Genomic DNA, 26,085 nt, shown 5'->3' on the forward strand with positions numbered 1-26,085 from the left:
GCTCAGGACAGGCTTGTCGAAGGGTTTCTTGAGCCTACTGGGATAGACTCTAAGACCGAATAATGAACACGTCTTCGGAGGCATCATGAATTGGCCGACACCCGAGACGCAGCGTAACCGGGACTCCGCGCCCGACCCGCGCGGCCGGCCGGCGGAGCGCCGGCCGGAACAGCCGCAAGGCGCGCCGCGCAGAATTTGGCTGACGTTTCTGCTCCTGTTGCTCCTGAACTATATGCTGATGCGATATCTCGTCCCGGAACCGGGCGAGCCGGTTACCATTCCCTATACCGCCTTCAAGGAGGAGGTGGCGAGGGGTAATGTCGAGGCGATTTACAGCCAGGGGGCGAGCGTCGAGGGCCGGTTTACGTCGCCCGTCACCTGGCCGCCGAACGATAGAGAAGACGCGGCGCCCGACGAACGGCGCCTGACCGAACCCGAGCCCAAAACGGCGGACACGTTCACGACCGAGCTGCCCGCGTTCGTGGATCCCGGACTGGAGGCGTTCCTGATCGAGCACCAGGTCGAGATCAGCGCGGTGCCGATTCGGGAAGGCAGTCCCTGGATCACTCTGCTGTTCGGTTTCGGCCCCGCGATCCTCATCATTCTTTTCTATGTCTGGATTTACCGGCGAGCCATGCAGCAGGGCGGCGGCATGGGCGGGCTCATGAACATCGGCCGGAGCAAGGCCCGCCGCTACGACCAGGAGGCGAGCGCCAAGGTCACCTTCGACGATGTGGCCGGCATCGACGAGGCGGAGAACGAGCTGGTCGAGATCGTGGATTTCCTGAAATCCCCCGAAAAGTACACCCGCCTGGGCGGAAGCGCGCCCAAAGGCGTGCTGCTGGTCGGCGCGCCGGGGACCGGAAAGACCCTTCTGGCGAAGGCCGTCGCCGGGGAAGCCGAGGTTCCGTTCTTTTCGATGAGCGCCGCCGAGTTCGTGGAGATGATCGTCGGTGTCGGCGCGGCGCGCGTACGGGATCTGTTCAAGCAGGCGCGCGAGCACGCGCCGGCCATCATCTTCATCGACGAGATCGACGCGATCGGCCGCGCGCGCGGCCAGGCGGCGATCGGGGCCGCCAGCGAACACGAGCAGACGCTGCAGCAGATTCTCACCGAGATGGACGGTTTCACCGGCCGCGAAGGCGTGATCGTGTTGGCCGCGACCAACCAGCCCGACGTGCTCGACCGGGCGCTGCTCCGGCCCGGGCGCTTCGATCGGCGCGTGGTGGTGAACCTTCCGGATAAGGTCGGCCGCGAAGCGATCCTCCAGGTCCACACCCGTGAGGTTCCGCTGGCGGACGACGTCCGCCTGGACGAGCTGGCCGCCACGACGCCCGGACTCTCGGGGGCGGACCTCAAAAACCTCGTCAACGAGGGGGCGCTGCTGGCGGCGCGGCGCGAGGAACGCGCGGTCCGCCAGAAGGACTTTCTGGACGCGCTGGAGAAAATCGTGCTCGGCCCCGAGCGCCCTCTACTACTGACCCCCGAGGACCGGGAGCGCATCGCCTATCACGAGAGTGGACACGCCATCCTCGGCCTGGTGATGCCCGGCGCCGACCCGGTGCACCGGGTCACCATCGTGCCGCGCGGACAAGCGCTCGGGGTGACCTATCAGCGGCCCCAGACCGACCGCTACAACTATCCGGAAGCGTATATCCGCGCCAAGATCGTCGGCATGCTGGGCGGCCGCGCGGCCGAGGAGATCGTGTACGGCACCCGGACCACCGGCGCCGAGAACGACATCGAGCAAGCCACCCAACTCGCCCGCAACATGGTCACCCGCTGGGGCATGAGCGACAAGCTTGGAATGGTGCAGCTCGCGCCGCGCGAGAATCCCTACCTGAGCGGTGCCGGCGGAGGCTACGTCGGCGCCAAGCCTTTCGGCGAGGAGACCGCCCGTATCATCGACGCCGAGGTGCAAAGAATCATCAACGAGAGCCACGAACAGGCGAAGAGTCTCCTGAAGGCGCACCGCAAGGAACTGGATGCCCTGGTCGACGCCTTGCTCGCGCGCGAGACGCTGGGCGAGGAGGAAATCCTCGATGTCACCACACTGCCGCCCGCGCCTCCGCTGGAAACCCGTCCCCTGGCGGCGGCCGGGGGAGAATAATAAGCGCGCAGTCAGGTCCAGGGATACCGTGGCGAGGCGCTTTCCGTCCTTGTTATGAGGAACGGACCGGCGTGGTCATCTTGAAACTCGGCCCTCGTACCGCCCCTTGGCGGGCTTATTGGCGGGGCGGTGTGGGCGTATAATTCGTCGCATTTGCGAAATATCGAGGAAGACCATGCCAGAATATCGTTCCCGTACTTCCACCCATGGCCGTAACATGGCCGGCGCTCGTGCGCTTTGGCGCGCGACCGGCATGAAGGACGCCGACTTCAACAAGCCGATCATCGCCATCGCCAACTCCTTCACACAGTTCGTTCCCGGTCACGTTCACCTTAAGGACCTCGGGCAGCTGGTGGCGCGGGCCGTGGAAGCGGCCGGCGGCGTGGCGAAGGAATTCAACACCATCGCCATCGATGACGGGATCGCCATGGGCCACGGCGGCATGCTCTACTCCCTGCCGTCGCGGGAGATCATCGCCGACGCGGTGGAATACATGGTCAACGCCCACTGCGCCGATGCCCTGGTGTGCATCTCCAACTGCGACAAGATCACGCCCGGGATGCTCAACGCCTCGCTGCGGCTCAACATCCCCACCATCTTCGTCTCGGGCGGCCCCATGGAGGCGGGCAAGGCGGTGATCCATGACAAGGCGGTGCACCTGGATCTCATCGACGCCATGATCGCGGGCGCCAATCCGGCTGAATCGGACGAGGATGTGGCCACCATGGAGCGCTCGGCATGTCCCACCTGCGGCTCCTGCTCCGGGATGTTCACCGCCAATTCCATGAACTGCCTCACCGAGGCACTGGGGATGTCGCTGCCGGGCAATGGATCCCTGGTGGCGACCCATGGCGACCGCAAAGGGCTGTTCGAAGAGGCCGGGCGGCGTATCGTCGAACTGGCCAGGCGCTACTACGAGCAGGACGATGCCTCCGTGTTGCCCCGCTCCGTCGCGGGCGTGAAGGCCTTCGAAAACGCCATGAGCCTGGATATCGCCATGGGCGGCTCCACCAATACCATCCTCCATCTGTTGGCGGCGGCTCAGGAGGCGGGCGTGGATTTCTCCATGGCCGATATCGATCGCCTTTCGCGGCAGGTGCCCCACCTGAGCAAGGTGGCGCCTTCGACCCAGTTGTATCACATGGAGGATGTGCATCGGGCCGGGGGCGTGATGGGTATTCTGGGCGAGCTGGATCGCGGCGGATTGCTTCACCGCGACGTTCCGACCGTCCATGCCCGGACATTGGGGGAGGCCCTGGACCGCTGGGACGTTCGCCGCAGCGAAGATGACGCGGTCCATCGCTTCTACCGGGCCGCCCCGGGTGGCGTGCCGACCACGGTGGCGTTCAGCCAGGACAAGCATTACGCCGAGCTGGATCTGGACCGCCGGAACGGCTGCATCCGCGACATCGAACACGCCTACTCCAGAGACGGCGGGTTGGCCGTGCTTTACGGCAACATCGCGGAAGAGGGCTGTGTGGTGAAGACCGCCGGCGTGGACGCGTCCAATCTGAAATTCTCCGGTCCGGCGGTGGTGTGCGAATCGCAGGAGGAGGCGGTGGAAAAGATCCTCGGCGGTCAGGTGAAGGCCGGTGATGTGGTCATCGTCCGTTACGAGGGGCCGCGCGGCGGGCCGGGCATGCAGGAGATGCTCTATCCCACGTCCTATCTGAAATCCATGGGCCTGGGTAAGTCCTGCGCCCTGCTTACCGACGGGCGGTTCTCCGGGGGTACCTCCGGGCTCTCCATCGGGCACGCCTCGCCGGAGGCGGCCGAGGGCGGGGCCATCGGCCTGGTGGAAGCCGGGGATATGATCGAGATCGATATTCCCAACCGTACCATCCGGGTTGCCGTCCCGGACGCGGAGCTGGCGCGGCGGCGCGCCGCAATGGAAGCCAAAGGCGCCGCGGCCTGGAAGCCGGTGGATCGGAATCGCCCGGTGAGTGCGGCGCTGAAGGCGTATGCCGCGATGACCACCTCCGCCGCCCGCGGCGCCGTGCGCGACGTTACCCAGCTGGAACGGCGCTGAGGACGGAAATCCACCGTAGCCGGCGTGTCATGGGTGTGTAACAAAGCTTCTCTTTAAGGAAGTTTTGATTTTGGATGTGCCGGTTGTCCGACGCGGTTTACACCGCCAAGGCGACCTCCGGAGCGCCACCGGACTCCGGTTTGGATAACGGCGGCCGGATCCGCGTTCGGACGATGATCACGTTTGCGCCGCAGCAGGGACAAACGAGGGATGGGCGTGGCTTGAGCGCCTCGAAGGCGAGGCCGGGATCGAGTTTGAGCAGAAACTGCAGCAACTGGACCAGGCGTTTGCTGTTGGGATCCAGAAGGTCGAAGTTGTGGGCGCGTTTATTATGGAATCCGTACGAGATGCCAAATGGAACCTACAGCTAAAGAACGAAAATTCTGGCGCGTGATCGCGGCTACGCTCGGATTGCTCCTATCTGTTTTTGGTGTTGCTAATTCCGTGCGTGCCGAAACTATTCCCTTCGGAATCACATTGCTGCTTTTCGGCAGCCTCGTTGCCGTAGGGATCGGGAGTGCGATCGTGAACCCGAGGTCATCGCCAATCATTCTCACGGAGCGCGAAGAAACGCGATTTCGGCGCAGGCAGCATATCGTCGGCTTCGCGTTCAGCTTAATCTTGGGTCTTTTAACAATGCTGACTGATTTGCGCGGATCTGCTGTGGCTTATCTGTTTGCGCCTATTATTGTGTTGCCATTCGTTTTGCTCTTTCGAGAACGTTTGATTTAGTTATGAAGCCATTGGAAACGTACGCCACCGGTGTTGATGGCGGAAAGCGTGGAAGAATGTCAATTCACAAGACCTTCTTTGGTGGCTTGTCAGCCGTCAGCAAAGGCGAAATGCTCAATGCGCTTTCTCCGGTCGAGGGATCGGCGGGCTATGTCGCGGTAGAGCAGGTCAAGGGAGAATTGGAAGGGAAAAAGGGCAGTTTTGTCTTGCAGCACTATGGGCTGATGGGCGGTGATCGTGGAAGACTTCTTACTCTCGAAGTGGTTCCGAACTCGGGAACTGGTGAGCTCGAAGGGCTGACTGGGAAGATGGAGATTAAGAATCGAGAGTGGTCAGCATTATTATGACTTCGAATACCACCTCTAAACTCCCGTTGCCGAACAAGGCGCTCGAAGCGACGCCGGAAAGCTTGGCGGCCTCTCCATGCAGCGGCAGCGGAGCGCTTCAGATTCATCGTTATCGCGAACGAAAAATGGCCCGAGCACGTTCAAAGAGGAAGCTGAGTCCATCCGCACGCATGGAAGATGCGAGGCGGTGGCTCAAGAAAGGTCTTCCGGTCCACCCGTTGACTGATGGATACATGAGGCGCTATGGAATTGAACGGTGGGTGGCACAAGAAGAACTCATCGACATCGGGTATAGGGAAGAGGTCCAGATCGAAGCATACGAGAAAGAAGGCGTCGAGTGGGAGTTCATGTATGACCCCTGTTCAGGAGAAATGAAACCAGTGCCTATAGGAACGAAAAAACATGAACTTCATCTCTTCTGAACGACGTTGTAGTGCGAGCGCCAAGCACCGTGCTAACCATCGGCTCCAGGCATTGGGTGACAAGAGAAAGTGATCATGAACAGACCATCTAATACTTTTGGCTGTAACACCTGCTGGCCTCCCTCAGCAGACGCAGCATGGGAAACACTCAAGAGTCTGAAAACAGACATTGAGCTCGTTGACGAATCACATTTCATGATCAAGATTCGGTCCTGCACCAAGTGCACTCAACAATTTTTATCGGTGTTTACTGAGACCATCGATTGGGAGGATGGTGCAGATCCGCAGTACTGGACCGTGATTCCTCTGACCCTAGAAGAAGGAGAACGATTGTTGGCAGAAGCCACTATTATTGAGGCTGCACTTTCTGCTTTGCTGGGTACACGCCAGAGCCTTCGCCACGACTTTCCAAAAGGAAGCGAGCCAAGAAGCTATTGGAGCCGAGGAATAGCCATAGGGCCACATGACTGAAGTAAGATCAATGCGGGACATGTCACCCAAGATGTTGTTCGAAAGAGATCTCGGGTCCCGCTGGCGCGGGCGCCTCGGCCCCTCAACTCTGCGTTATCGCGCCGAGCAAAGCTCGGCGTATCTTGCGGGGTGGAAGTCCCCGTCGGGTAAGGGCTAGCCACCCGCCCGAATCGAGTCTTGGACCTGCGGCGGAGTGCGGAGGCACGAACAAGGCAGGATAAGCGTAGACAGAGAATCCTGTAGGCCGTAAGGGTGGTCGCGCCCCCTGAAGTGCGGGTACAGCTTCGAAAAGCTCAATCCGGATGCCGAGGGTCTTAACGTGCACCGAAGGCAACACAGAAGCACCCGTATATGGCGAGGGTGTGGAGATCCGGCGGAGTCCTCAGGCCGTGGCATGCAGGAAGAGATACGTCGTAGAACTCGGAAAGCCCCGGAGAGGCTCCTGGGGTGGTCTGTCCGCTCGCAAGGCATGCGGCTGTTGAGGCACGAAGGGGAAACCCGGAAACAGGGTTAGACCGAAGCCTAAACGAGGGGAAGAAACGGGCCATGCCAGGTGGGTCGCTGCGAGGCGGCTAGGAGCCCCTGGGGTGTCTTATCAGGCAGAGTACTCTGAGCACGGGAAAGCCGTGTACATGGGAAAGGACCTGACGGAAGTACGTAGCCCACAAAGGAAACTCATGCCGGACACAGTCGGACTGGAACAACACGAGCAAACCTCACTGCGGGGAATAGCACCGCGGGCGCAGACCTGCAAAGACCACCGTTTTCGGGACCTCTACCGGTGCCTGGATGGCCCGTTACTCCACCGCTGCGGGCGCGACCTGAACAAGCGAGCGGCCAGTGGCGTGGACGATGTAACGGGACAGGCGTACGAGCAGGACCTCACCGCCAACATCGAGTCACTGGCGGAGCGACTGAAGACAAAACGCTACCGGGCCAAACGGGTCCGACGCGGCTACATCCCCAAGGAAAACGGCGGCGAACGCCCGCTGGGGATCCCCGCTCTGGAAGACCAGTGGGTGCAGCTCGCCTGCGCCAAGCTGTTGGGCGCCATCTACGAGCAGGACTTCCTGCCCGTCAGTTATGGCTACCGTCCCGGGCGAGGGGCCAAGGATGCGGTTGGCGATCTCGGGTTCAACCTTCAATACGGCAAGATTGGACACGGGGTGGAGGCCGACATCAAAGGCTTCTTCGACACCATCGATCACGACTGGCGACTGGAAATGTTGAGCCTGCGGATCGACGACCGGGCTTTTCTCAACCTCATCCGTAAATGGCTGAAGGCGGGCATACTGGACACCGACGGGCAGGTACTGCACCCGGTGACCGGGACCCCGCAAGGCGGCATCGTGTCGCCGATACGGGCCAACGTCTACTTGCACTATGCCTTGGATCTTTGGTTCGAGCGCAGGGTCAAGCCACGTTGCGGCGGTCAGGTCATTCTCATCCGCTACGCGGATGACTTTGTCTGCGCCTTCCAGTATCCGCATGATGCCGAGCGGTTCTACCGAGTGCTGCCGAAGCGCCTGCATAAGTTTGGGTTGCAGGTGGCCCCGGAGAAGACCCGCATCCTCCGTTTCAGCCGCTTTCACCCCGGACTCCCTCGCCGCTTCGCGTTCCTTGGCTTCGAGCTGTACTGGCGCCTGGACTGGCGAGGTGAGCTGCGGGTCATGAAGCGCACGGCGCGAAAGAAACTGCAAAGCGCCAAGCGACGGATGAAAGAGTGGATCAGGGCCAACCGCCACCTACGTGGTCGCCAGTTTGTACTGGAGCTGAACCGTAAGTTGGTGGGACACTACAACGACTTCGGGCTGCGGAGCAATGAGCAGTCGCTGAACAGTTTCTACACCGGGACGATTCAGTGTGCCTTCAAGTGGCTCAATCGTCGGGGTGGGAAGCGGAGCAGCTTTAACTGGGCTCAGTTCAGCGCAGCGCTGGAGAAGTTAAAGGTGGCTTTGCCCCGGACAACCGAGAGGCGGCGCGAGCCTGTGGCCTTTGTATAACAACGCGCTCGTCGCGAAGGCGAGTACAACCGAGGAACCGGATGCGGGAAAACCGCACGTCCGGGTCTGTGCGGGGGGGCGCCCGGTAACGGGCGTTCCTACCGCGAGAGGTACTTCATGCCCGGTGGTGCCGGCACAGCAGACCCGGCGGTATACCGCCAAGGTTGTCCCGGGCCTGGCGGCGCGCGGCGATTGTCCCACCTAGCGTACAGATAGACCTGAATTCACATTTCAGGCCCGGGCGAGCCAACAACCCGAAGGAGTCCACGCATGAAACCGGTCCCGAAGCAAATCCACATCATCTGGCTCGGCAGCGCACTGCCGGAGCGGAGCCAGGTCTGCGTCCAGACGTTTACGCAGATGAACCCGGACTGGTGGGTCAATCTCTGGATTGATTCGGCCCAGCTCTTGACCGGCCAGCGCGTCGACATAACCAAGGGATACTACGAGAGCAAGCACGGCCCAGGCTCTTTCAACGTACGTAAGAAGCAGAAACTGGCCCACCTGCTCGGGGACACCGCGACGGACGACGACACCAAGCGGTACCTGAAGGACCGCTTCGGGTTCAACTCGTCCGTTGCCGACCTCAAGAAGGCCATGGCGCTCTCCTTCATGGAAAAGTTCTGCAGCAGGCATTACATCACGCTGCGGGACATCAGCGAAATCACGGGGCTGAACAACAACCCGTTCTACCAGCGGGAGATGGTCCGACGGGGCACGAACTTCGGCGCCGCCAGCGACATCCTGCGGGTCGAAATCCTGTACAGGTTCGGGGGGGTTTACTTCGACACCGACGTGCTGTGTCTGGAGCCGCTGGGGAGCATCTTGGCCGAGCAGAGCCACCCGCGTTGGGCCGCCGTGCACAACAAGTGGCGGAATGGCCGGATCACCCGGGAGGAGTGGTTCGGCGACGAGTTCTGGCGGCAGTCCGGCCACATGTGGCCCCCGGGACTCAGCAACTCGATCATCGCCAGCCATCCGAAGTGTCAGGGGCTGGACAAGTACCGGGCAATGATCAAGGAGAACTACCGGCAGGTGGACTCGGGGCGGCTGGACTTCAAGTACTACGACGACATGAAGAACGCCACGATCGAGATGACCGGGCCGGCAGCGGTCACCCGGGTGACGGGTTTCAACAAGCGGTACAAAGAGACCGAGGGGCAGGCGAATAAGATCGAGAACAAAAAGGGCAAGGAAGCGGCCCTCGAGTTCCAGTTCCAGGAGTGCCTGTACCTGCGAGACCACTGGTACTTCCCGATGTACCTGATCTCGGACCAGTACTTCGGCAGCTGGTGGAAGTAGTGACCCGGTCAAGTTGCAGCGGACACCTCAATCAGCTACCACCCGCGTAGCGGATGGTTTGACGAAGGGCTCCAAACCGGGCGGAAAACGGATGAAAGGGCCTAAAGACCCCGGATGTGTAAGTGCTCGATGCGCCTCTCCTCAGCTTCCTGATGCCGGATATAGGCTCGAAGCACTTGTCCATCCAATCCCACAGTACTGACGCAAAATCCCTTGGCCCGGAAATGCAGCCCCGTGAAGTTCCTTTTCTGTCCCAGAAACTCCCGATGGATACGGACCGCCGATTTCCCTTTCAAAAGAACCACCGTGTCCGCTACGCTGAACTTCCATGGAATACTCAAGCACGGATGAATGTGATCCGGCATCGTGTGCCTTTCCGATAACTCGATGCCCACTTGGCGGCACAACTCCCGAAGAATCCCTCCGATCTGTCGCCGCAGCGTTCCATCGATGACCCGGCGCCGGTATTTGGGCACGAATACAACATGGTACTTGGAGCCGATTTCAGTAGGTCCTTAGCCCTGAACTTTTCGAAGAGTTTTGGGACCTACAGGGATAGGCTCTTACAGTACCATTTGATGTGAGATTGGCTCTGCCACTCTCGCATGACGATCTCCTTCCAATTGCAGTTGTAGGAGGGAGGTCATCTACCATCCAAGGGCGGTGGCCCTGGTCGATGGGGGCGCGCACCTGGAGCAGCACGCGGCCGCGAATCCGCAGAAGTTGAACGGGCGGACCTCCATCGTCGACCTGCTGAAGCTGCTGGAGATCGACAGTAGCTTTACGGCTCGCAAGGGGGCAGGCCAAGGAGCTGGGTTGCCCCGCGTAGCTGTTGGGGGATTCGGCAAAGATGAACATTTGACTGCACAAGCCTGAACTCGCTCGCGTCGCCGCCAATCGTGGCAATGTACCTCAGCAAATCCTGAACTGAACTGGCGAGGCAAACTTAACCTTAGAGAGGCAAAGACCATGCAAATCACTGACATTCTCGCCCAGGTGGGCGGTCTTCAGTCTATCGCGCGGGAACTGGGCGTCAGCGAAACCGAGGTGGCGGATGGTGCCGCAGCGCTGGTACCGGCGATCCTCGGCGGATTCAAGAAGCACGTGCAGTCGCAGCCTTCCGGGCTCGAAGGACTCGGCGGTCTGCTTGGGCAGCTCGGTGGCGGTAACCTGCTCGATGAGGTGCTGGCACCGGAGCCGACGAACGTAAGCCACGGCAACGACGTGCTGGGACGGATTTTCGGTTCCAAGGACGTCAGCCGCGCGGTTGCCCAGAACGCTGCCTCCCAGTCGGGGCTCGATTCCGGCTTGCTCAAGAAAATGCTGCCTATGGTGGCGATGCTAGTCACAGGCTATCTGGACAAGCAGCGTGGCGGCGCGACGCAGGCCTCGGAGGCCGCTGGCGGACTCAGCGGCTTGGTGAGAAATCTGCTCAGCGGCCGGTCCACCGGTAGTGGAGGCGCAACGCCGCCGGGCGACACGGTATCAGGGTTGGTCTCGTTGCTCGATCTGAATGGCGACGGTAACACACTGGACGACATTCTGGGGCTGGTCGGCAAGGCGCTGCGTTAGCCACGGCGCGCGGTGCTCAACCCGGCGCTGTAAGGAGCGCGGGATGGAGCCCGCTTTCGTTGGGCTGAAGAACAATGGCAGCTGAAGTCTCAGCGCCTGATAGCGGAGTTCTGTTAAGCTTGGCGTTGACGTGTAGAAAAACGCTCACTTCGAAACTCCGCGCCCATGGATAATCGGTTCAGGATGATAAGGTCCATGGAGACGCCTGGATTGAGCGCTGCGGCGACGACAAGATCGTCGTTTTGGTCGCTCGCCACTACACCAAGCCCGCACCGTTGGAGCTCGGATGTTCTCTCGGAGCCGATGGCGGCAATTATTATCGTACGACCTGTAGAACCCGTTACCTGGGCGGCCTGCATTGGAGCGGTCTGGAAGCATGGTTTCAGGCACACGAGTGAGCGTGCCTAAAATGCCGTCGACACGGATGGGCATAATCGATGCTCCTTTGCCGCACCGCTCATGGCCGCCAAGTATGGCTAGAGCGTTTTCATCGCGCTCGTACGGTAAAACAGGCCTGGCGGTAATCGCTGGCGCCTTCGATTCGGGTGAATTGATTCATGCAGTTGTGGATCGGCAATCCTTTGCCGACGAACCCGTTTGTCCAACTGCACCGTCGGGAGGGGTGTCTCCGGCGCTCCCGGAGATACCGTTTGCGATTGGAAGGGTGTCTCCGGCGCTCCCGGAGACACCGTTTGCGATTGGAAGGGTGTCTCCGGCGCTCCCGGAGACACCGTTTGCGATTGGAAGAGATCCCCGACCTCCTCGCGAGTGCCCGTAAAGTAGGTATGAAAATGCTCTAGCGTTATACGGAGAAAACGAGAATGGCGCCTCTGACAATTCAAAAGCTCAGGCGGACACACGCAACGAATATCTTGCGGATGCAAAATCAGAGGTCATTCATGACATACTCGCTCGGGCACGGCGCTCACCATGAAAACCATGGCGACGAATTTAAGGAAGCTCTGGTCAGTCTATTATCCGCAAAGGAGGTGTCAGGACCTTGATCAAGATCCATGCACGAAGGCGCGATAGTGGCGATTGGTGAGTTCGCTACGAATTCCCGGATTACGGCTGCGGCATGCGGCCGACCATGTCCCGCATGAATCCCGGCGCGCTCGAGGCGACCCTCCCCCGGGCGTTTCCTTCATCCACGAAAAGCGGAGCACGAAATGTCCTTATCCATGACTAGTCTTGCGGCGAAGCGGATCGTCGTCGCCTCGGTCGCGCTGGCTCTGACCGGACTGTCGGCACCGGCATTCGCCGCCGAAGACGGGAGCTGGAAAGACGGTGCCGATGTCTACGCCAAGATTTGCGGGTACTGCCATGACACTGGCGTCGGCCCGGGCATCAAGGGGCGGCAGTTGCCGCCGGAATACACCGGTCTGATCGTCCGGCAAGGATTGGGGGCGATGCCGGCGTTCCGATCGTCCGTCATCGATGACAAAGCCTTGCAGGCGCTCGCCGAGTACATCTCAAAATCGCCGGCCGCGGGTGCCAAACCCTGAGGAGCGGACTATGGAGGTCGATCGTCGTCAATTCCTCAAGGGCATGGCGCTCACCGGCTTGGCCGGTGCCTTCCTGAACCCCCCGCGGTTTGCAATGGCCGATACCGACCGGCGATCCGCGCGCCAGACTCTGGCGCTGGTGAATGGAGCGGCCGAGCACTCGGCTTTCGTCCATGGCATCCACGCCGCCAACCCGGCCGGATTAACCGTGCGAGGCGCCGGCTTGGGCCTCGATTTCCTGCGGCGTTTGAAAGACATGCTCGAATCCGGGCAGGCCAGCTGGGTGATAGGTCTGGTGGATGACGCCAGCGGCACACTCATCGTCGAGCTGGCTCGCGCCGCCGGGGCGCGTCTCCAGTGGCTGGCCCAGCACGCGGTGGACGCCGGGCAGTCGCGGCACCGCGTGCTCGGCGGGGCATTGGCGCACAGTTGTGCGGTACAGCTCGGCGAGCAGCTCAATGCCTGCGGCGAGAACTTCAATCTCAGCGAGCAGCGTGTGGATGGCCGCGCGCCGTTGCGGCTGGCGGCGGGGTCGCGCGCCGGGAACCGCAATGGCGGCTGGGCCGCGACTCTGGGCTTCGTGCTGGCCGCGCCGGGCGCCGTGGCGCCGCGCTTCGGAACGGCGCTGCCGCCGTTGACCGGCCACTTCGTTTCTTTTTCGATCGAAACTTGAAGGAGTCCATCAAAATGGCCGAGCCTACTTATTCGGTGCTGCCGCGCGGCGTCGGCAAGAGCGATTTTCTCGTCGCCGTCGGAAAATTCAAGAAACTGCTCGGTGAAGAGAACGTGCTCCTGCAGGAGGCACAACTCGCGCCTTACATGAAGATCATGATGCCCAAGCCGGAAGAGGAGTTCGCCCCTTCGGCCGCGCTGACAGCCACCAGCGTGGAGCAAATCCAGGGCGTGGTGAAGATTTGCAACGAACACAAGATTCCGATCTGGACCATAGCCACCGGCCACAATTTCGGTTACGGCAGCGCGGTTCCGCACCACCGGGGCCAGGTGATCCTCGACCTGAAGAAGATGAACAAGATCATCGAGGTCGACCCGGACCTCTGCACCGCCCTGGTCGAGCCGGGCGTGACCTACCAGCAACTGGTCGATTACATCAGGGAAAAGGGCTATAAACTGTGGGTCGACCCGCCGGCGCCCTCGGCCATTGTTGGCCCGGTCGGCAACACCTTGGACCGAGGCGTGGGATACACCCCCTATGCCGAGCATTTCCTGTTCCAGTGCGGCTTGGAAGTGGTGCTGGCCAACGGCGAAGTGCTGCGCACCGCCATGGGCGGCGTGAAGGGCTCCAACACCTGGCAGGTGTTCAAGTGGGGCTACGGCCCGTATCTGGACGGCCTCTTCACCCAGTCCAATTACGGCATCGTGACCAAGATGGGCCTATGGCTGATGCCCGAGCCGGAGGTCTTCAAGCCTTTCGCGATCAAGTATTGGAAGGACGAGGACATCGAGGATCTGGTGGAGCTGTTCCGTCCCTTGAGCATCGGCGGCATCATCCCCAACGGCGTGGTATTCGTCGGCACTCTTTATGAAGCCAGCGCCACCGTGCGCCGCTCCGACTACATCACCGAGAAAGGCGCCACCCCGAAAGCCGTCATCCAGCGCATCCGCGACGAGCACAAGATCGGCGCCTGGACCGCCTATGGCGCGCTGTACGGCACCCGCGAGCAGGTCGGCGTCAACTGGAAGATCGTCACCGATCTGGTCGGGAAATCCGGCAAGGGCGAGATCGTAACCGAGGAACAGGCCGGCAACGACCCGGCGTTCAAGTACCGTGCCGACCTCATGCGCGGCAATATGACCATGACCGAATTCGGTCTGTACAACTGGCGCGGTGGCGGCGGGTCGATGTGGTTCGCACCGGTGAGCCAGGCCAAGGGCTCGGAGACCCTCAAGCAAGTGGATCTGGCCACCCGGATCCTCAACAAGCACGGCCTCGACTATGTCGGCGAGTTCATCCTAGGCCAGCGCGCCCTGCACCATATCGTCGACGTGCTGTACGACCGCACCGACGAGGAGGAGATGAAGCGCGCCCATGCCTGCTTCGCCGATCTTCTCGACGAGTTCGAGAAACAGGGTTACGGCGTGTACCGGGTGAACAATGCCTTCATGGACCGCGTCGCCGAGGCGTATGGCCCGGTGCAGCGCAACCTCAACCGCACGCTCAAGCGCGCGCTCGACCCGAACGGCATCTTCGCCCCCGGCAAATCGGGTATCGACATCGGATGATTGATCTTCCGCCGAATCATCCCTTTATCCGACCGTTTTTTCAACGAGACTGACCATGCAAGCCACCGATATCGCTCATGTCATACAACTGGCGGTGGCGCCGGTATTTCTCCTGACCGGCATCGGCGCGCTGCTGTCAGTCCTCAGCGCCCGTGTTGGCCGTATCGTGGATCGCTCCCGTCAAATCGAGGAGAAACATGCAGATGCGGAAGAACACCTCGATCCGGACATCCAGTGTGAGATCGACTTACTATCGCGCCGTACCCGCGTGGCGTACTGGGCCATCAGCCTCTGTACTGCCTGTGCCTTACTTATCTGTACGCTGATTGTCGTTCTGTTCGTCGGTGCATTTCTAAGCCTGGATGTGTCGAGCGCCATCGCGATTCTCTTCATTGCCGCGATGGCCGCCCTGATCATCGGCCTTTATTGCTTTCTGCACGAAATTTATCTGGCGACCGCCAGTCTACGGTTCCGTTGGCGCTCCCGGGCCGGTCCGGATAAGAATCGAAGAACGCGTCCACCATCCGCTGATCCAGGGCGGTCACGGGGCACGGATGAGGCGGCCGGTGAGTCCGGGATACGGCCGCCGGGAACCTCGTAAGCGCGCGGGAATCCGTAATCGGCGGTATAGGGAGGAAAACGGCGCGACGCTAAAGGGCGTCGTGCGAAACAGGTGAAGTATATTCGGCTAACAAGGCCAGAATGTCGGTATCGCAGGCCCCGCAGCCTGAACACGCGCCGGTTGCTCTCGATAGGCCATCCAGGTCGCTGACGCCTTGATCGACTAGTTGCTTGATTCGTTCCGTCGTCGTCCCGCTACAGCGGCAAATCACGTTCTTTTTCCGGTCTGGATAGTCGATGGTCATCTCAATACAGGGAATCTCGAGTTCTACGTGAGGGATACTCTGAATATTTTCTCATCAACGTCAACGCGATCGACTACTGCCTCGCCCAATTCCTGAAAGCACCCGAAAGTTCGCGGCGTGGCTGCTCATCCACCGCCCTGGTCACGCCACTTTCCGCCGTATGGGTCTTCCCAGGACATCGCGTCCGCCCCGGGCACGTCATTTTCCGCTGTGGTCTCCAGCCATTCCAGATCTTCCGGCACCAGGGTTCCCGGAATTTCCACGGGACGCCGCTCCGTGCGGGAAGACGCAATCCCAGCAACGGGGACGGCGCGATCGGCAATCGCGTGGAATTTCGTCGTCGGCACATCGAATCCGTCTTCCGGCGGGGCTATCGCGGTTCGGACCTGAGGCGGGGAAAACTTCGGTTTTTCGCCGTGGGCGTGGGTATGGAGCGGCGCGGACGACCGGCTGGCATGGGCAGGCTCGTCCGTATTCAGCAAGCCCAGGCGAGAGATCATCCCCGTCAAAGCCAGAACGGTAAAAAGCAAAAGCCACTTGTTCATGGCGGAAGATTCCTCCTAACAGGCGTTCAATTCAATTCGATTCATGGATCATGAGAAACGGGTTTCGGGCTGCGGTTTACCGCAGCCCGAAACCCTCGCCGTCACTTAGACGCTCAACGCGTACCGGCCGATGGAGGCTCGGTACCTTCCGGTTTCCGGGCGCTTTCCCAAACCGCATCGGGTTCCACGGTCGCACCTGCAGGGAAGTAATCCAGGCTGGCGCTTAAAACGTGGCCGGAGTTCTTGTCCCGCGCATAGGCTTCGCGGTCGATGATCGACTTCTTCGCCGCCTGACGTAGACAGCCAGCCTGAACCGGCGCTTTGACATCCCGCTTGCGGGCGCCGAAGTCCACGTAGCCGCAGTCGAAATGGACTTCCTTCACGGCGGGATCGTCGGCCTTGAGAGGAGAATACTCCTGCCCCCGCTTTTTGATCTCGTCCAGAGAGAGCACCTTCTGGGCTTGGCCGGTTTTCTCGTAGCGAGGCCAATCGAAATCGAACCCTACCGGCTGGCCGTCGTTAGCGAAGAGGACGGCGATCTTGGAACCGCCGCCGACCACGGGCAGTCCGCCGACGGTGCGGGTGAACACCACGGTGCTGGCCTGAACCATCTCCGGATCCATTCGGGCACCCGGTTTGGTGGAACCGCCGCCGGTCACTTCGAACCGACTGAAGAAAGATACCAGTTGCTCATCCTCACCCAAGGCCACCAAATCGCGGAGGTTTTCCTCGATGAAATTCCGCCCCATTTTCTCCAGTTGCTCTTGCGAGAAACGTTCTGCCACGGGACGCGCCAGCTTGGCGCCGGTCTCGCTCAAGTAGCGGTAGTTGCGATAGCGCACGCTGCTCCCATCGGCGAACACCTGTAGATGCCAGCCTTCGTCGCTGACCAGGGAGATCTGCTTCTCGTTCGCTTCCTTCCGATAGCGGTCCGAGGTATGCACAGCACTAGGCAGGGAATGGAACCGGCTCAGCAGTTCCGACGCTATCTTCTCGGCGCCCGGCCCTTGGACACGGCTCAACAAGGATACCTCGTCCAATCCCACGCCGACTCGCCGGGAGCGCTCCTCGGAAGCGATCCGCTCCGGGTAGTCGGCAGCGTACGAAGCGCCGGAGATCAGGGAAAGCCCCGCGGCGGCGAGCAGGGGGGCGACGGTCTTGTGTTTGAGGTCATGCAGAGTTTTCATGGTTTCGGTCACCTGGATTCGGTTGGGAAAAGTCATACGGCACATCAGAGATCGCTCCAATATCGGTAGCAGTAGTACGTGATGGCACCGTCGCGCAGTCGCCCATAGCTTGTGTAGTTCTGCCAGGTCATGTTGTCCCGCCGGCTCGCGCAACTGGCCGCACTGTTCCCGGTCGCCATGACGGTGACGTCCTGGCTGGTCGCCCAGTCCGAGTTGGCGTCCTTCCAGGCGTACTGGATGGTGTGCTTTTTCTGCAGGTTGTCGGCGAAATCCTCGCCGGTCTCGTCGGTGGTGATGGAGTCGTACAGCTTGTCATGGCTGCCTAGAGCGATGCGGAGTCCCCCGCGGAAGATGGCGCCCATTCGAGTCCACATCTTGCCATCGTTGAACTTGAGCGTTTCGCAGGCATAGGTGGCCAGAATGCTCAACCCATAGGACTCGTCGCCCAACCGCATCTGGGTGGAGTCGGCGCGGGTGTTCTTGTTCCACATGGTCCACACCGACCGGTCGGACCAACCTCCGCCGTGAGTGCTGGCATAGAAAAGGTTGACATTGTCCAGGGTGAGTTGGTCGCCGCCGGTTTCCCACCACCATTTGGCATCGTGGAGGTTGTAGTAGAAGACCTTGGTGTCGGTATCGTCCAATTCGTTATTGAACCAGCCGCAGCGTTTCCAGACATGCGGGAGTTCATCCCGCCAGTTGTTCTCGTAGTCGGACTGACAGCCCGTGCCGAAGCGCGCCGCGGCTTCCGTCTCGAAGCTCAGGGCCATTCCGAATCCGAAAAGCGCCAGAAGGCTCAGGGAATGTTTCTTGCCGGGAATCATATCTCTCTCCTTACCTTATATATGTTTTAATAATGCCGATTCCAGTCATATAACTGACATGGAAAGTACAAAAAGGAGCAGATAATAGGTAATAGCGGTGCCTATATTGGTTATTTCTGCATCCACTTCCATACTTCGCTGGAAGTGACTAATATCCTAAGTAATCAAGGCGGCTATTTCTGTGATGTATTCACTGGTGGAAAGGGAATATTACCAATGCTCTTTCATGCAAGAAGCGGCCTATAGCCTATTCTCATATTCCGCTATGCCAGGGAGAGTCGAAAACGGAGCATGAGGGAAAGGGGGGAGCGCTGTAAGTCAAGGCGAATGACGTCACCCCGGCAGGGAATTTCGGGGTCCGGAAACCATGGTCGGCAGAGGCGTGTCACGTCCATCGGAACGTGCCCCTGTGAGAAGAACATCGGAAAGCCGTGTCCGGAAAGTTGTGCGCAGGGTTTGACGAGAGGAAAGACCGACAGGACTACGTTTCCACCAATGAGGCACCGCCCGGGAAAAAGCCGGTAACCGAGATTGGGCGGCGTACGGCCAAGACAGCCTGCCCTCTACTTTACGTCGTGCGCACAAAAGGAGGCACTTTTCCGTCGGCGTTGATGCTGCGGGATCGTCGCGATTTTTATTGGCTAGCCGATCGCGTCTCGATTCCCGGGTGGGGGAGTGGTTTGGTGCAGAGCTCATCCAGGTAAAGCTTTATGTCGGTTCGTGAGGGATGGGTAAGAAGGGCTGCTTGCAATACCTGAATTGCTTTGCTCATGTTGCCATACGCGACATAAACGCGTGCTGCAACCATTGGGTCGACGATGGTGCTACGTAACATGTTGGTATAGCAGTCCGTTAATGGTCAATGATCTATCCGAAACTGTAAATCTTGGAGATATCGAAATGGCTTGTAAAACGAAATAGATAAAAAGGAATAAAATTGACAATCCAATCAGATAAAAAATCAGTATTAGCCATCACGAAAGCTCATTTCTCATATCAAATGGGATCATGAGAAAAAGGCTGGAAAGCAATGGGATCAGGCTAAGAATCAGGTACCTGAAACCGCCTACGATGGATGTTCTAAACTTTATCGCGTTCATGGCTGACGAGGTGTGGAAAAACCCCGCTTTTGAACAATTGTGTGTCTGTAACCCGTTGATTAGTCACGAGCGAAATTTTCGCCTTGAGAATTTTTCTACAGCCTCAACGCTCGCCATAACCGGCGCACAAAACGCCGAATGCGGCGGCCGCGCCGACATGTCCAGAGGGGGACGCAATTCCTTGCAACTCCGCCCTCTCCGGCTGCCTCGCGCATAGTGAAACCGCGGGGCGTCGATCGTCGTTTAGACGCGGCGCCTGCCCATTCGCCAAACGAGGCAGAGCCGGCCGGTAAAGACTCTATCGCGGCTGGCTCAAATGATCCTCGGCGGGCTGTTGCCGCGGCACCGTGCCGGCCATGCCGGTGATCCGGGAATAGTCATCCGCGGGGTCGGAACTGTATCCCGAAAACGTCGCACCGGTACTTGTCTGGTCTTCAGGAGGCAGTCCCGGCTTCAGGGGCGAAATCAATCGGTGAGATAGAAGGTGATGGTCGTGACGAGCCGGACATCTTTTTCAATGCGTTTGGTGTCGCCGTATTCCTCGCCGACATCGCGAATGACGAAACCGCCTTGCCGTGCATCCCTGATGCCGCCCACTTTCACGCCCGCGTCGGAGGCAAACTGATTGGCGGCGACGCGAGCGTTCATCGTGGCTTCCTTCACCATCTCGGGTTTAATCTCGTTCAACTTCGTGAAGTGATAAGTCGGCGCATCATTCTGTATGTCGAGCCCCTGAGCGATCAGGCGATTCAGTTTCGATCTCACCTCCGACACCAAGCGGACTTTTCGGGTTTCGACGTCGATTGATCCGACCAGTTCGTGCCGCTCCTCGACCAGCGTTTGCTTGTCGTCCCGGAACTCTTTCTTTTCATAGTCGATGACACCGGGCGAAACTTCCGCGTCTTCAAAGCCGCTCTCGAGAATCAGCGAAACGATCCGCGCCCGATCCGCTTCCGACTTTTCATACAGCTCCGACACCGGAGTCGTTCCGCTTCCGGACACGGTGTACCGGATCTGCCAATGGGCCAGATCCGCCTCGACCCGCTTCTCCGCCAGACCCTTCACTTCCGCCGTATTAATCCCGACCTTGGCGTTATATAGCGTTTGCCCCACGAAGTAGCCGGCCACCCCGATCCCCAGAGAGAGCATTACAGTAGCCAATAGAATTTCAATTCGGCCAAAGTTGTTCATCAAACCATCCCCTTGCTCAATGCCAAAAATTTCGGGTTTCTCGCACGTATTTCTTGTTCCGGAAGTTCAATCGGATTCACGTCTTGTGCGGTAATTTGAGTTTTCTATGGTAGTCCAGTATAGGATAGGAAGAGCGAAGCGAACCCGATCAATCGCAAGCGATGCCTGTCCTGAGCTCCGTCGAAGGGCCTGGCCTGAGCTTGGTCGAAGGGCGATTCCCGATGGTGAGAACAGAAAATCGCGCTTTGTGCCTGAGCAATACAGAAAACTTCGAGGCAGGCTCGCACGAGTGTCGACAACCGGCGACCATCCCGATATTCCGCTCGCCGCTCTTCCGCGGCTCCGTCGTACACTCCGGGCGCCTGCGAATGTGCCAAAAAACGCGGGCGCGGAATTTGCTACGACTGCATTGCAAGTATCCAAATTGACGTATCGAGCATGAAACTACTCCCAGACGATCTCAGCAAGATCGTAAACATCACGCTGACCCACTATAACCAACATGCGCAGGAGTTCCGGAACGGAACGTGGAACCACGATGTCAGTCAGAACATCGATGCGCTGCTGCGCCATATCGAAAACGATCCGCCTTTCAAGATTCTCGACTTCGGCTGCGGACCGGGACGCGACCTCAGGGAGTTCGTCAGGCGCGGCCATATCGCGGTGGGACTCGAGGGGGCTGAGCGTTTTGCCGACATGGCGCGGGCCGAGACTGAATGCGAGGTCTGGCAGCAGGACTTTCTCCGGCTCGACCTTCCGCCCGGCTTCTTCGACGGCGTGTTTGCCAATGCGACAATGTTTCACATTCCGTCCCAGGAACTGCCGAGGGTGCTCGGCGAGTTGTACGCGACGCTCAAGCCGGGCGGCGTCCTGTTCAGTTCCAACCCGCGCGGCAACAACGAGGAAGGCTGGAATCGCGGCCGCTACGGCGCCTATCATGATCTCGATGGATGGCGCCGGCGAATGACCGCAGCAGGTTTCGTGGAACTCGAGCATTTTTACCGGCCCCCCGGCTTGCCACGAGCGGAACAACCCTGGCTTGCCAGCGTGTGGCGACGCCCGAATACCCTTTAAGGATAATCTGGTTAAGTCCTTCGATGGTCCAGGACAGGCCCTTCGACTCGGCTGGACCGGCCATTGCCGCTACCGGGTTCTTTGGCGGAAGCTCCGAGACAGTCCGGCTTGACGGGCTAGTTCGAGACGCTCCGAAAGACCGCATCATTGTCGGGAATCGGCGTCATCATGGTGCGGTTTGCGTTTGCAAAAGCGGATTGTTCAGGGTGCAGGATGAACGAACGGAAGGCGAGAGCGGCAGGTTTCGAGTTTGTCGGAAATCGCTCCATTGGCTGTTTCGAAATCGTCCTGTGTTCGAAATGCACTACCGTTGCGCCTTGCCGATCCGGTACTTCTGCCGATATCTCTTCGACAGCCGTTTCCCGTGTTCTTCACATAGAAATCGGTGCTCGCCGGTCAGTCCGGGCACGTTCATGGGCTTTCTGAGATCGTACACTGCCGGCTGGCGGCATTGTTCGCCGACCCAGCACAAAGGCGTATGGTTATACATGCGTCCTTTCCCCTCTTCATAACGATACGAAAAAGATAGTCAAGCAAAAAGCAGACCATCCAAGTCCATTCGATAGGCTTGGTCGAGCCGGTATCGTCCCGGCAGGGCACTCGGGCCGGTCGACCAACCCGGGTGTAAGGCCCACTGGGGATACACCGACAAAGTGTGCGCCGAATTTATTGCACTATTACTTCGGGCCAGACTTGTATAAAGCCGTTCCGGTTCGGCATCGTGACTCGCGGCAATGTACCGGCGTTCATTTCCTCCCGCTCGCCGATGATATCGTTGATAAGCAAGAGATAAGCCGTGACCGCGTAAACTTGATCGTCGTTCAGGCTACGCGGTGCATGTAAAGGCATCGAGCGGCGGATGAAATCGAACAAGGTGGTGGCGTAAGGCCAATAAGTACCGATGTTTTTGTCCGGATGGGGACCGGTCAGCAAACCGCCTCCGGCGAGCTCCCCGGCGCTCCCGCCGATGCCGGCGGGACCGTGGCAGGATGCACACACCGCGTCGTATACCGGCTTGCCTTCCCGAGCCGTGCCTTGGCCGGGCGGGAGGCCGGAGCCGTCGGGAAAGACGTTGATGTCCTGGCCGGCGATTTCTCCGGGCGAAGCGGGACGCCCGAGCTTGGGGCCTTCCGGGGCGGCGCCTGCGGCCGCGTTCATGCCGAGCCAAAGTGTCGCCGCCAGCCACCAGGGTGACCGGCTCGGGGCGGGATGCTTACCCATACGTGTGACTCACGCTGCCATCGGCGGCCACCGCCCAACAGACGATGGCGTTATAGTGGAAATAACCATGCCGTCCGCGTTCCGCGATCAACGCCTCGCGTTCAGGCTGCACATATCCGGTTTCGTCGACGGCGCGGCTTTTGAGCACCAGGGGCGCGCCGTTCCAGCGCCAGGGCAGGCGGAAACGCGTGAAACATTGGGGCAGGACGGGATCCTGCAACGCGGCTTCCGCCCAGCTACGACCGCCGTCGGCGGAGATCTCGACCCGCTTGATCCGGCCCCGGCCGCTCCAGGCGAGGCCGCTGATCTGGTAAAGGCCGGGACCGTGAAGATGCCGGCCCGGCGAGGGAAAGGTGATGATCGACTTGGCCTCCATCACGAAGGTGAATTGCCGGGCCTTGCCCGAGGGCAGTAACTCGGTGTACTTGGCGGTTTCGTTGCGGGCCATGACCGGGCCGGTCGCCGCCTGCAAGCGGCGCAGCCACTTCACGCTGAGTACCGCTTCCCATCCCGGCACGATCAGCCGCAAAGGATAGCCATTCTCGGGACGCAGCCGCTCGCCGTTTTGATAAAGCGCGAGCACAGCGTCGTCCAAGGCTTTTTCGACCGGGATGCTGATGTTCATGGCTGCCGCATCGGCACCTTCGGCAACGAGCCAGCGGGCGTCGGGCCGCAGTCCCGCCTCATCGAGGATGATGGCGAGGGGAACGCCGGTCCACTCGCTGCACGATGCCAGACCGTGGAAATAGCCGACGGGCGTCTGTATGGGTTCCTCGTGCCAGCCGGCGTTGCTGTTGCCGCCGCATTCGACGAAGCAGAGGCGCGAGACCATCGGATAGCGCAGGAGGTCGTTGACGCCGAATGACAGAGGGTTTTCGACCAGCCCGTGAATCAATAAGCGGTGTCGATGCGGATCGATCTGCGGTACACCGTTATGGTGCCGTTCGAAATGAAGGCCGTTGGGGGTAACGATCCCTTCGAGCTTGTGCAGGGGAGTCCAGGAAATTCCGTTGCCGGGTGCGGCGGAATTGGCCGAGATCCAGCGTATGGCTTCCTTTTCGTGAGGCGAGGGGACGCCATAGTTGGTGAAAGGCTCGCCCGGCGTTTTCATCCAGGGCGGCGGTTCGTCCGCCGAAGCCCGAAAGGGGCGTCCGACGAGCGCGGCGCCGGCTCCGAAACTCAAACCCTTCTTCAGAAACAGTCGACGGTCCAATAAACCCCCATCGGCGGCGGGTGGCAAGTTTTCGGGCTCGTTTGCCTTCTTGTCGCTCATTGCGCAACCTTTATTTTTGCAAGTAAACGCTTGTCGATCTTACTCTGAATCGGAAGGCGCCATGGTGGCGTGGGGGAGAAAAAGTTTCTCGCCTTTCAGTCGAGAATCGGTAAGATTCCTTGGCGAGGCGATAATCGAAGCAGCGTGCGGGAGCGGGACATGACCGCCTGCCCCGGACACCAAGAAGAATCTTAACGACAAATCAAGGTAATGGTTAAGGCAATACAAAAGAGCAAGAAACCTGGTCAAACCGGCCGCAGCCCATTAGGCGCAGCCAAGGACGCTCTGAACGAGTCGAAAGCGATGATAGCGATTCCGCGGGTTCAGGAGCACTTTCGACAAGCTCGCCGCGGACGAAATCAGAATGTTCCCGTTCGTTTTGAGCCTGTCGGGCGACTTGATCGGAGCTTTCTTGAATGGGTGGCGGGCGATGAGTGATTTCGCCGCCTTTATCATGCGCGGCCGGATGCATGCGATCCTGGTCGCCGGCTTGTTCGGGATTTTCTCTTTGAAAGTGCTTCCTTTCGGTCTGCTCAGCGCTGCCGTTCTCGGGCTTGTGGCGTTACGCAGAGGCTGGCCGGAGGGGGTCGTCGTTGCGGTCGGCGCCGCGGTCCTGGTGTGGGCCGGCTGGTTCATGATGGAGCTTCGGCCCGGATTGAAGTTTCCGCTGGTGTTCGCACTTTGGCTGCCCCTGCTGTTTGCCGCGGAAGCCCTGCGGCGCACCGAGTCTCAGGGGCTGGCCCTGATCATCGTGGGATTGGCGGCCGCGGCCTTCGTCGTGGTGATGCATCTGGTCACCGGCGATGTCGTCGCGTTCTGGCAGGCATGGCTGATGCGCACCGTCGCTGCGGTACCCGGAGCCACGGTTCAGGGCTTCGAGCGCGAAGGCACCCTGCGCCTGATGAACGGCCTGGTTGCCGGGTTTTACGGGATGGGGCTGATGCTCAGCCTGTTGTGCGCCCGCTGGTTGCAGTCGCTGCTCTACAATCCCGGTGGATTCGGCCCCGAGTTTCGCCGTCTGCGTCTGCCGCGACTGGCCTTGCCCGTGGTTGTCGGTGCGCTTTGGGCAGCAGGTGCCGTGAACGTGATAATGGTGGCCGATCTCCTCATAGTGGGGATGATGATGTATTTCTTCGTGGGATTGGCGGTAATCCACGGGCTGGTTGCCATGCGCGGCATGCATTGGGGCTGGTTGGCTCCGCCTTACCTGGCTCTGATCTTCGCTTTCGTATATGCCGTGGTGGGGCTGGCGTTGATCGGCGCCACCGATGCCCTTATCGACTTTCGGGCCAGGGCGAGGAAGCGGTGAGCCGGCGAGCGGCCATGCGCCCGGCGGAAGGATTGAAATTCAGGATGGAACGATGATTCCGTATCGAGACACGATTCCCACCCGATACACGCCGTGGATGACCTGGACGTTGATCGTTTTGAACCTGGCCGCTTATGTCTATGCGGAGACATTGTCCCAACAGGACCTTTACTATTTCCTGAATCTGCATGGGCTGGTGCCGGCGCGGTACACGAATCCCGAATGGGCCGCCCGGGTCGGGTTCCCGGTCGGCGATTACACGCCGTTCGTGAGCAGCATGTTCATCCACGGCGGAGCGCTTCATCTGGTTCTCAATCTCTGGCTGCTCTGGATATTCGGTGACAATGTCGAGGATCGAATGGGCAGCGTTCGGTTTCTGGCGTTCTATCTGCTTTGCGGTTTGACTGCCGGAATCGTCCACGTCTACACCAACGCCCACTCCAATATCCCGACGATCGGCGCGTCCGGCGCGATAGCGGGCGTCATGGGCGCCTATTATTTTCTGTTTCCCTACGCTCGCGTGGTGATCTGGATGTTTTTCCTGCCCTGGTTCGTCGAGGTGCCGGCCATCGCCTTCCTGGGGATCTGGGTGATGATCCAGCTTTACAAAGTCACCGTCGGACTGCCGTCCGACGAGCCTTTCGCCGACGTCGCCTGGTTCGGGCATCTCGGCGGTTTCATTGCCGGCATGCTCTCCTACCGCCTGTTTCTGCTCGCCGGACGCAAGGACGACTCCTATTACCGAAGTCATTCGACCTGAT

General features: G+C 60.0%; 26 protein-coding genes. 17 read left to right on the top strand and 9 right to left on the bottom strand.

Annotated elements, in window-relative coordinates; genetic code table 11:
* Positions 1-85 precede the first annotated feature (85 nt).
* The 8 genes from ftsH (at position 86) to sS8_RS02745 (ending at position 9,416) form a co-directional block, all read left to right on the top strand.
* Complete coding sequence (gene ftsH, locus sS8_RS02710) at positions 86-2,110, top strand: ATP-dependent zinc metalloprotease FtsH (RefSeq protein ID WP_119628310.1); 2,025 nt, start codon at positions 86-88, stop codon at positions 2,108-2,110.
* Between the two features lie 175 nt (positions 2,111-2,285).
* A complete protein-coding gene (gene ilvD / locus sS8_RS02715; protein ID WP_119628311.1) occupies positions 2,286-4,139 on the top strand; it encodes a dihydroxy-acid dehydratase in 1,854 nt (617 codons plus the stop codon).
* A gap of 354 nt (positions 4,140-4,493) precedes the next feature.
* Complete coding sequence (locus sS8_RS02720; RefSeq protein WP_119628312.1) at positions 4,494-4,871, top strand: hypothetical protein; 378 nt, start codon at positions 4,494-4,496, stop codon at positions 4,869-4,871.
* Positions 4,872-4,873: 2 nt separating this feature from the next.
* Complete coding sequence (locus sS8_RS02725) at positions 4,874-5,218, top strand: DUF3224 domain-containing protein (RefSeq protein WP_197716667.1); 345 nt, start codon at positions 4,874-4,876, stop codon at positions 5,216-5,218.
* 170 nt (positions 5,219-5,388) lie between these two features.
* Positions 5,389-5,640, top strand: coding sequence for a hypothetical protein (locus sS8_RS02730; RefSeq protein WP_145986390.1), 252 nt, complete (start codon positions 5,389-5,391; stop codon positions 5,638-5,640).
* A gap of 75 nt (positions 5,641-5,715) precedes the next feature.
* Positions 5,716-6,111, top strand: coding sequence for a hypothetical protein (locus sS8_RS27515; RefSeq protein WP_145986391.1), 396 nt, complete (start codon positions 5,716-5,718; stop codon positions 6,109-6,111).
* A gap of 677 nt (positions 6,112-6,788) precedes the next feature.
* The gene (gene ltrA / locus sS8_RS02735; protein WP_119628314.1) at positions 6,789-8,114 is read left to right on the top strand and encodes a group II intron reverse transcriptase/maturase; all 1,326 of its coding nucleotides are present in this window, start codon (positions 6,789-6,791) and stop codon (positions 8,112-8,114) included.
* A 270-nt stretch (positions 8,115-8,384) separates the two neighbouring features.
* The gene (locus sS8_RS02745) at positions 8,385-9,416 is read left to right on the top strand and encodes a TcdA/TcdB catalytic glycosyltransferase domain-containing protein (protein ID WP_119628316.1); all 1,032 of its coding nucleotides are present in this window, start codon (positions 8,385-8,387) and stop codon (positions 9,414-9,416) included.
* Positions 9,417-9,517: 101 nt separating this feature from the next.
* Here the strand turns inward: sS8_RS02745 and tnpA are convergent, their stop codons facing one another.
* Positions 9,518-9,919 (bottom strand): IS200/IS605 family transposase, encoded by a 402-nt coding sequence (tnpA, locus tag sS8_RS02750; RefSeq protein WP_119628317.1) that lies wholly within the window; start codon positions 9,917-9,919, stop codon positions 9,518-9,520.
* A 160-nt stretch (positions 9,920-10,079) separates the two neighbouring features.
* Here tnpA and sS8_RS29780 point away from each other — a divergent pair, with 160 nt between their 5' ends.
* The 6 genes from sS8_RS29780 (at position 10,080) to sS8_RS02785 (ending at position 15,335) form a co-directional block, all read left to right on the top strand.
* Positions 10,080-10,292, top strand: a complete 213-nt coding sequence (locus sS8_RS29780) for a DUF3597 family protein (protein WP_197716668.1) — start codon at positions 10,080-10,082, stop codon at positions 10,290-10,292.
* Between the two features lie 93 nt (positions 10,293-10,385).
* Positions 10,386-10,988, top strand: coding sequence for a DUF937 domain-containing protein (locus sS8_RS02760; protein ID WP_119628318.1), 603 nt, complete (start codon positions 10,386-10,388; stop codon positions 10,986-10,988).
* 1,181 nt (positions 10,989-12,169) lie between these two features.
* Entirely contained in the window at positions 12,170-12,493 is a 324-nt protein-coding gene (locus sS8_RS02770) for a c-type cytochrome (protein WP_232020490.1), read from the top strand.
* Positions 12,494-12,503: 10 nt separating this feature from the next.
* Entirely contained in the window at positions 12,504-13,166 is a 663-nt protein-coding gene (locus sS8_RS02775; RefSeq protein WP_119628321.1) for a twin-arginine translocation signal domain-containing protein, read from the top strand.
* A 14-nt stretch (positions 13,167-13,180) separates the two neighbouring features.
* Positions 13,181-14,734 carry an FAD-binding oxidoreductase gene (locus tag sS8_RS02780; protein WP_119632584.1) on the top strand — a complete coding sequence of 518 codons (1,554 nt, stop codon included), beginning with the start codon at positions 13,181-13,183 and terminating at the stop codon, positions 14,732-14,734.
* A 55-nt stretch (positions 14,735-14,789) separates the two neighbouring features.
* On the top strand, positions 14,790-15,335 hold the full coding sequence (locus tag sS8_RS02785; RefSeq protein WP_119628322.1) for a DUF2721 domain-containing protein: 546 nt from the start codon (positions 14,790-14,792) through the stop codon (positions 15,333-15,335).
* Positions 15,336-15,384: 49 nt separating this feature from the next.
* On the opposite strand, the gene sS8_RS02790 is transcribed toward sS8_RS02785, so the two are convergent.
* From sS8_RS02790 to sS8_RS02810, 5 genes are all read right to left on the bottom strand, one after another.
* On the bottom strand, positions 15,385-15,600 hold the full coding sequence (locus tag sS8_RS02790) for a (2Fe-2S)-binding protein (protein WP_119628323.1): 216 nt from the start codon (positions 15,598-15,600) through the stop codon (positions 15,385-15,387).
* 125 nt (positions 15,601-15,725) lie between these two features.
* A complete protein-coding gene (locus tag sS8_RS02795; RefSeq protein ID WP_119628324.1) occupies positions 15,726-16,145 on the bottom strand; it encodes a hypothetical protein in 420 nt (139 codons plus the stop codon).
* 113 nt (positions 16,146-16,258) lie between these two features.
* Positions 16,259-17,332, bottom strand: a complete 1,074-nt coding sequence (locus sS8_RS02800) for a hypothetical protein (RefSeq protein ID WP_145986392.1) — start codon at positions 17,330-17,332, stop codon at positions 16,259-16,261.
* 44 nt (positions 17,333-17,376) lie between these two features.
* On the bottom strand, positions 17,377-18,156 hold the full coding sequence (locus tag sS8_RS02805; RefSeq protein ID WP_119628326.1) for a DUF6345 domain-containing protein: 780 nt from the start codon (positions 18,154-18,156) through the stop codon (positions 17,377-17,379).
* A gap of 1,565 nt (positions 18,157-19,721) precedes the next feature.
* Positions 19,722-20,405: an SIMPL domain-containing protein gene (locus tag sS8_RS02810; RefSeq protein ID WP_232020491.1), complete on the bottom strand. Its 684-nt coding sequence runs from the start codon at positions 20,403-20,405 to the stop codon at positions 19,722-19,724.
* A gap of 480 nt (positions 20,406-20,885) precedes the next feature.
* On the opposite strand from sS8_RS02810, the gene sS8_RS02815 reads away from it, so the two are divergent.
* The gene (locus sS8_RS02815; protein WP_119628328.1) at positions 20,886-21,521 is read left to right on the top strand and encodes a class I SAM-dependent methyltransferase; all 636 of its coding nucleotides are present in this window, start codon (positions 20,886-20,888) and stop codon (positions 21,519-21,521) included.
* A 304-nt stretch (positions 21,522-21,825) separates the two neighbouring features.
* Here sS8_RS02815 and sS8_RS02820 read toward each other — a convergent pair whose 3' ends face one another.
* The 3 genes from sS8_RS02820 to soxC all read right to left on the bottom strand — a co-directional run bounded on the left by sS8_RS02820 (position 21,826) and on the right by soxC (position 24,015).
* Complete coding sequence (locus sS8_RS02820; RefSeq protein WP_119628329.1) at positions 21,826-22,011, bottom strand: hypothetical protein; 186 nt, start codon at positions 22,009-22,011, stop codon at positions 21,826-21,828.
* Positions 22,012-22,187: 176 nt separating this feature from the next.
* Complete coding sequence (locus sS8_RS02825) at positions 22,188-22,742, bottom strand: c-type cytochrome (RefSeq protein ID WP_232020492.1); 555 nt, start codon at positions 22,740-22,742, stop codon at positions 22,188-22,190.
* On the bottom strand, positions 22,735-24,015 hold the full coding sequence (gene soxC / locus sS8_RS02830; protein ID WP_119628331.1) for a sulfite dehydrogenase: 1,281 nt from the start codon (positions 24,013-24,015) through the stop codon (positions 22,735-22,737). Before soxC ends, sS8_RS02825 begins: the two co-directional genes overlap by 8 nt.
* A 430-nt stretch (positions 24,016-24,445) precedes the next feature.
* Between soxC and sS8_RS02835 the strand changes: the two genes are divergently transcribed.
* On the top strand, positions 24,446-25,324 hold the full coding sequence (locus sS8_RS02835; protein WP_119632585.1) for a hypothetical protein: 879 nt from the start codon (positions 24,446-24,448) through the stop codon (positions 25,322-25,324).
* 52 nt (positions 25,325-25,376) lie between these two features.
* Positions 25,377-26,084, top strand: a complete 708-nt coding sequence (locus sS8_RS02840) for a rhomboid family intramembrane serine protease (protein ID WP_119628332.1) — start codon at positions 25,377-25,379, stop codon at positions 26,082-26,084.
* Position 26,085 lies beyond the last annotated feature (1 nt).

It is taken from the genome of Methylocaldum marinum (assembly GCF_003584645.1).
GTDB classification, from domain to species: domain Bacteria; phylum Pseudomonadota; class Gammaproteobacteria; order Methylococcales; family Methylococcaceae; genus Methylocaldum; species Methylocaldum marinum.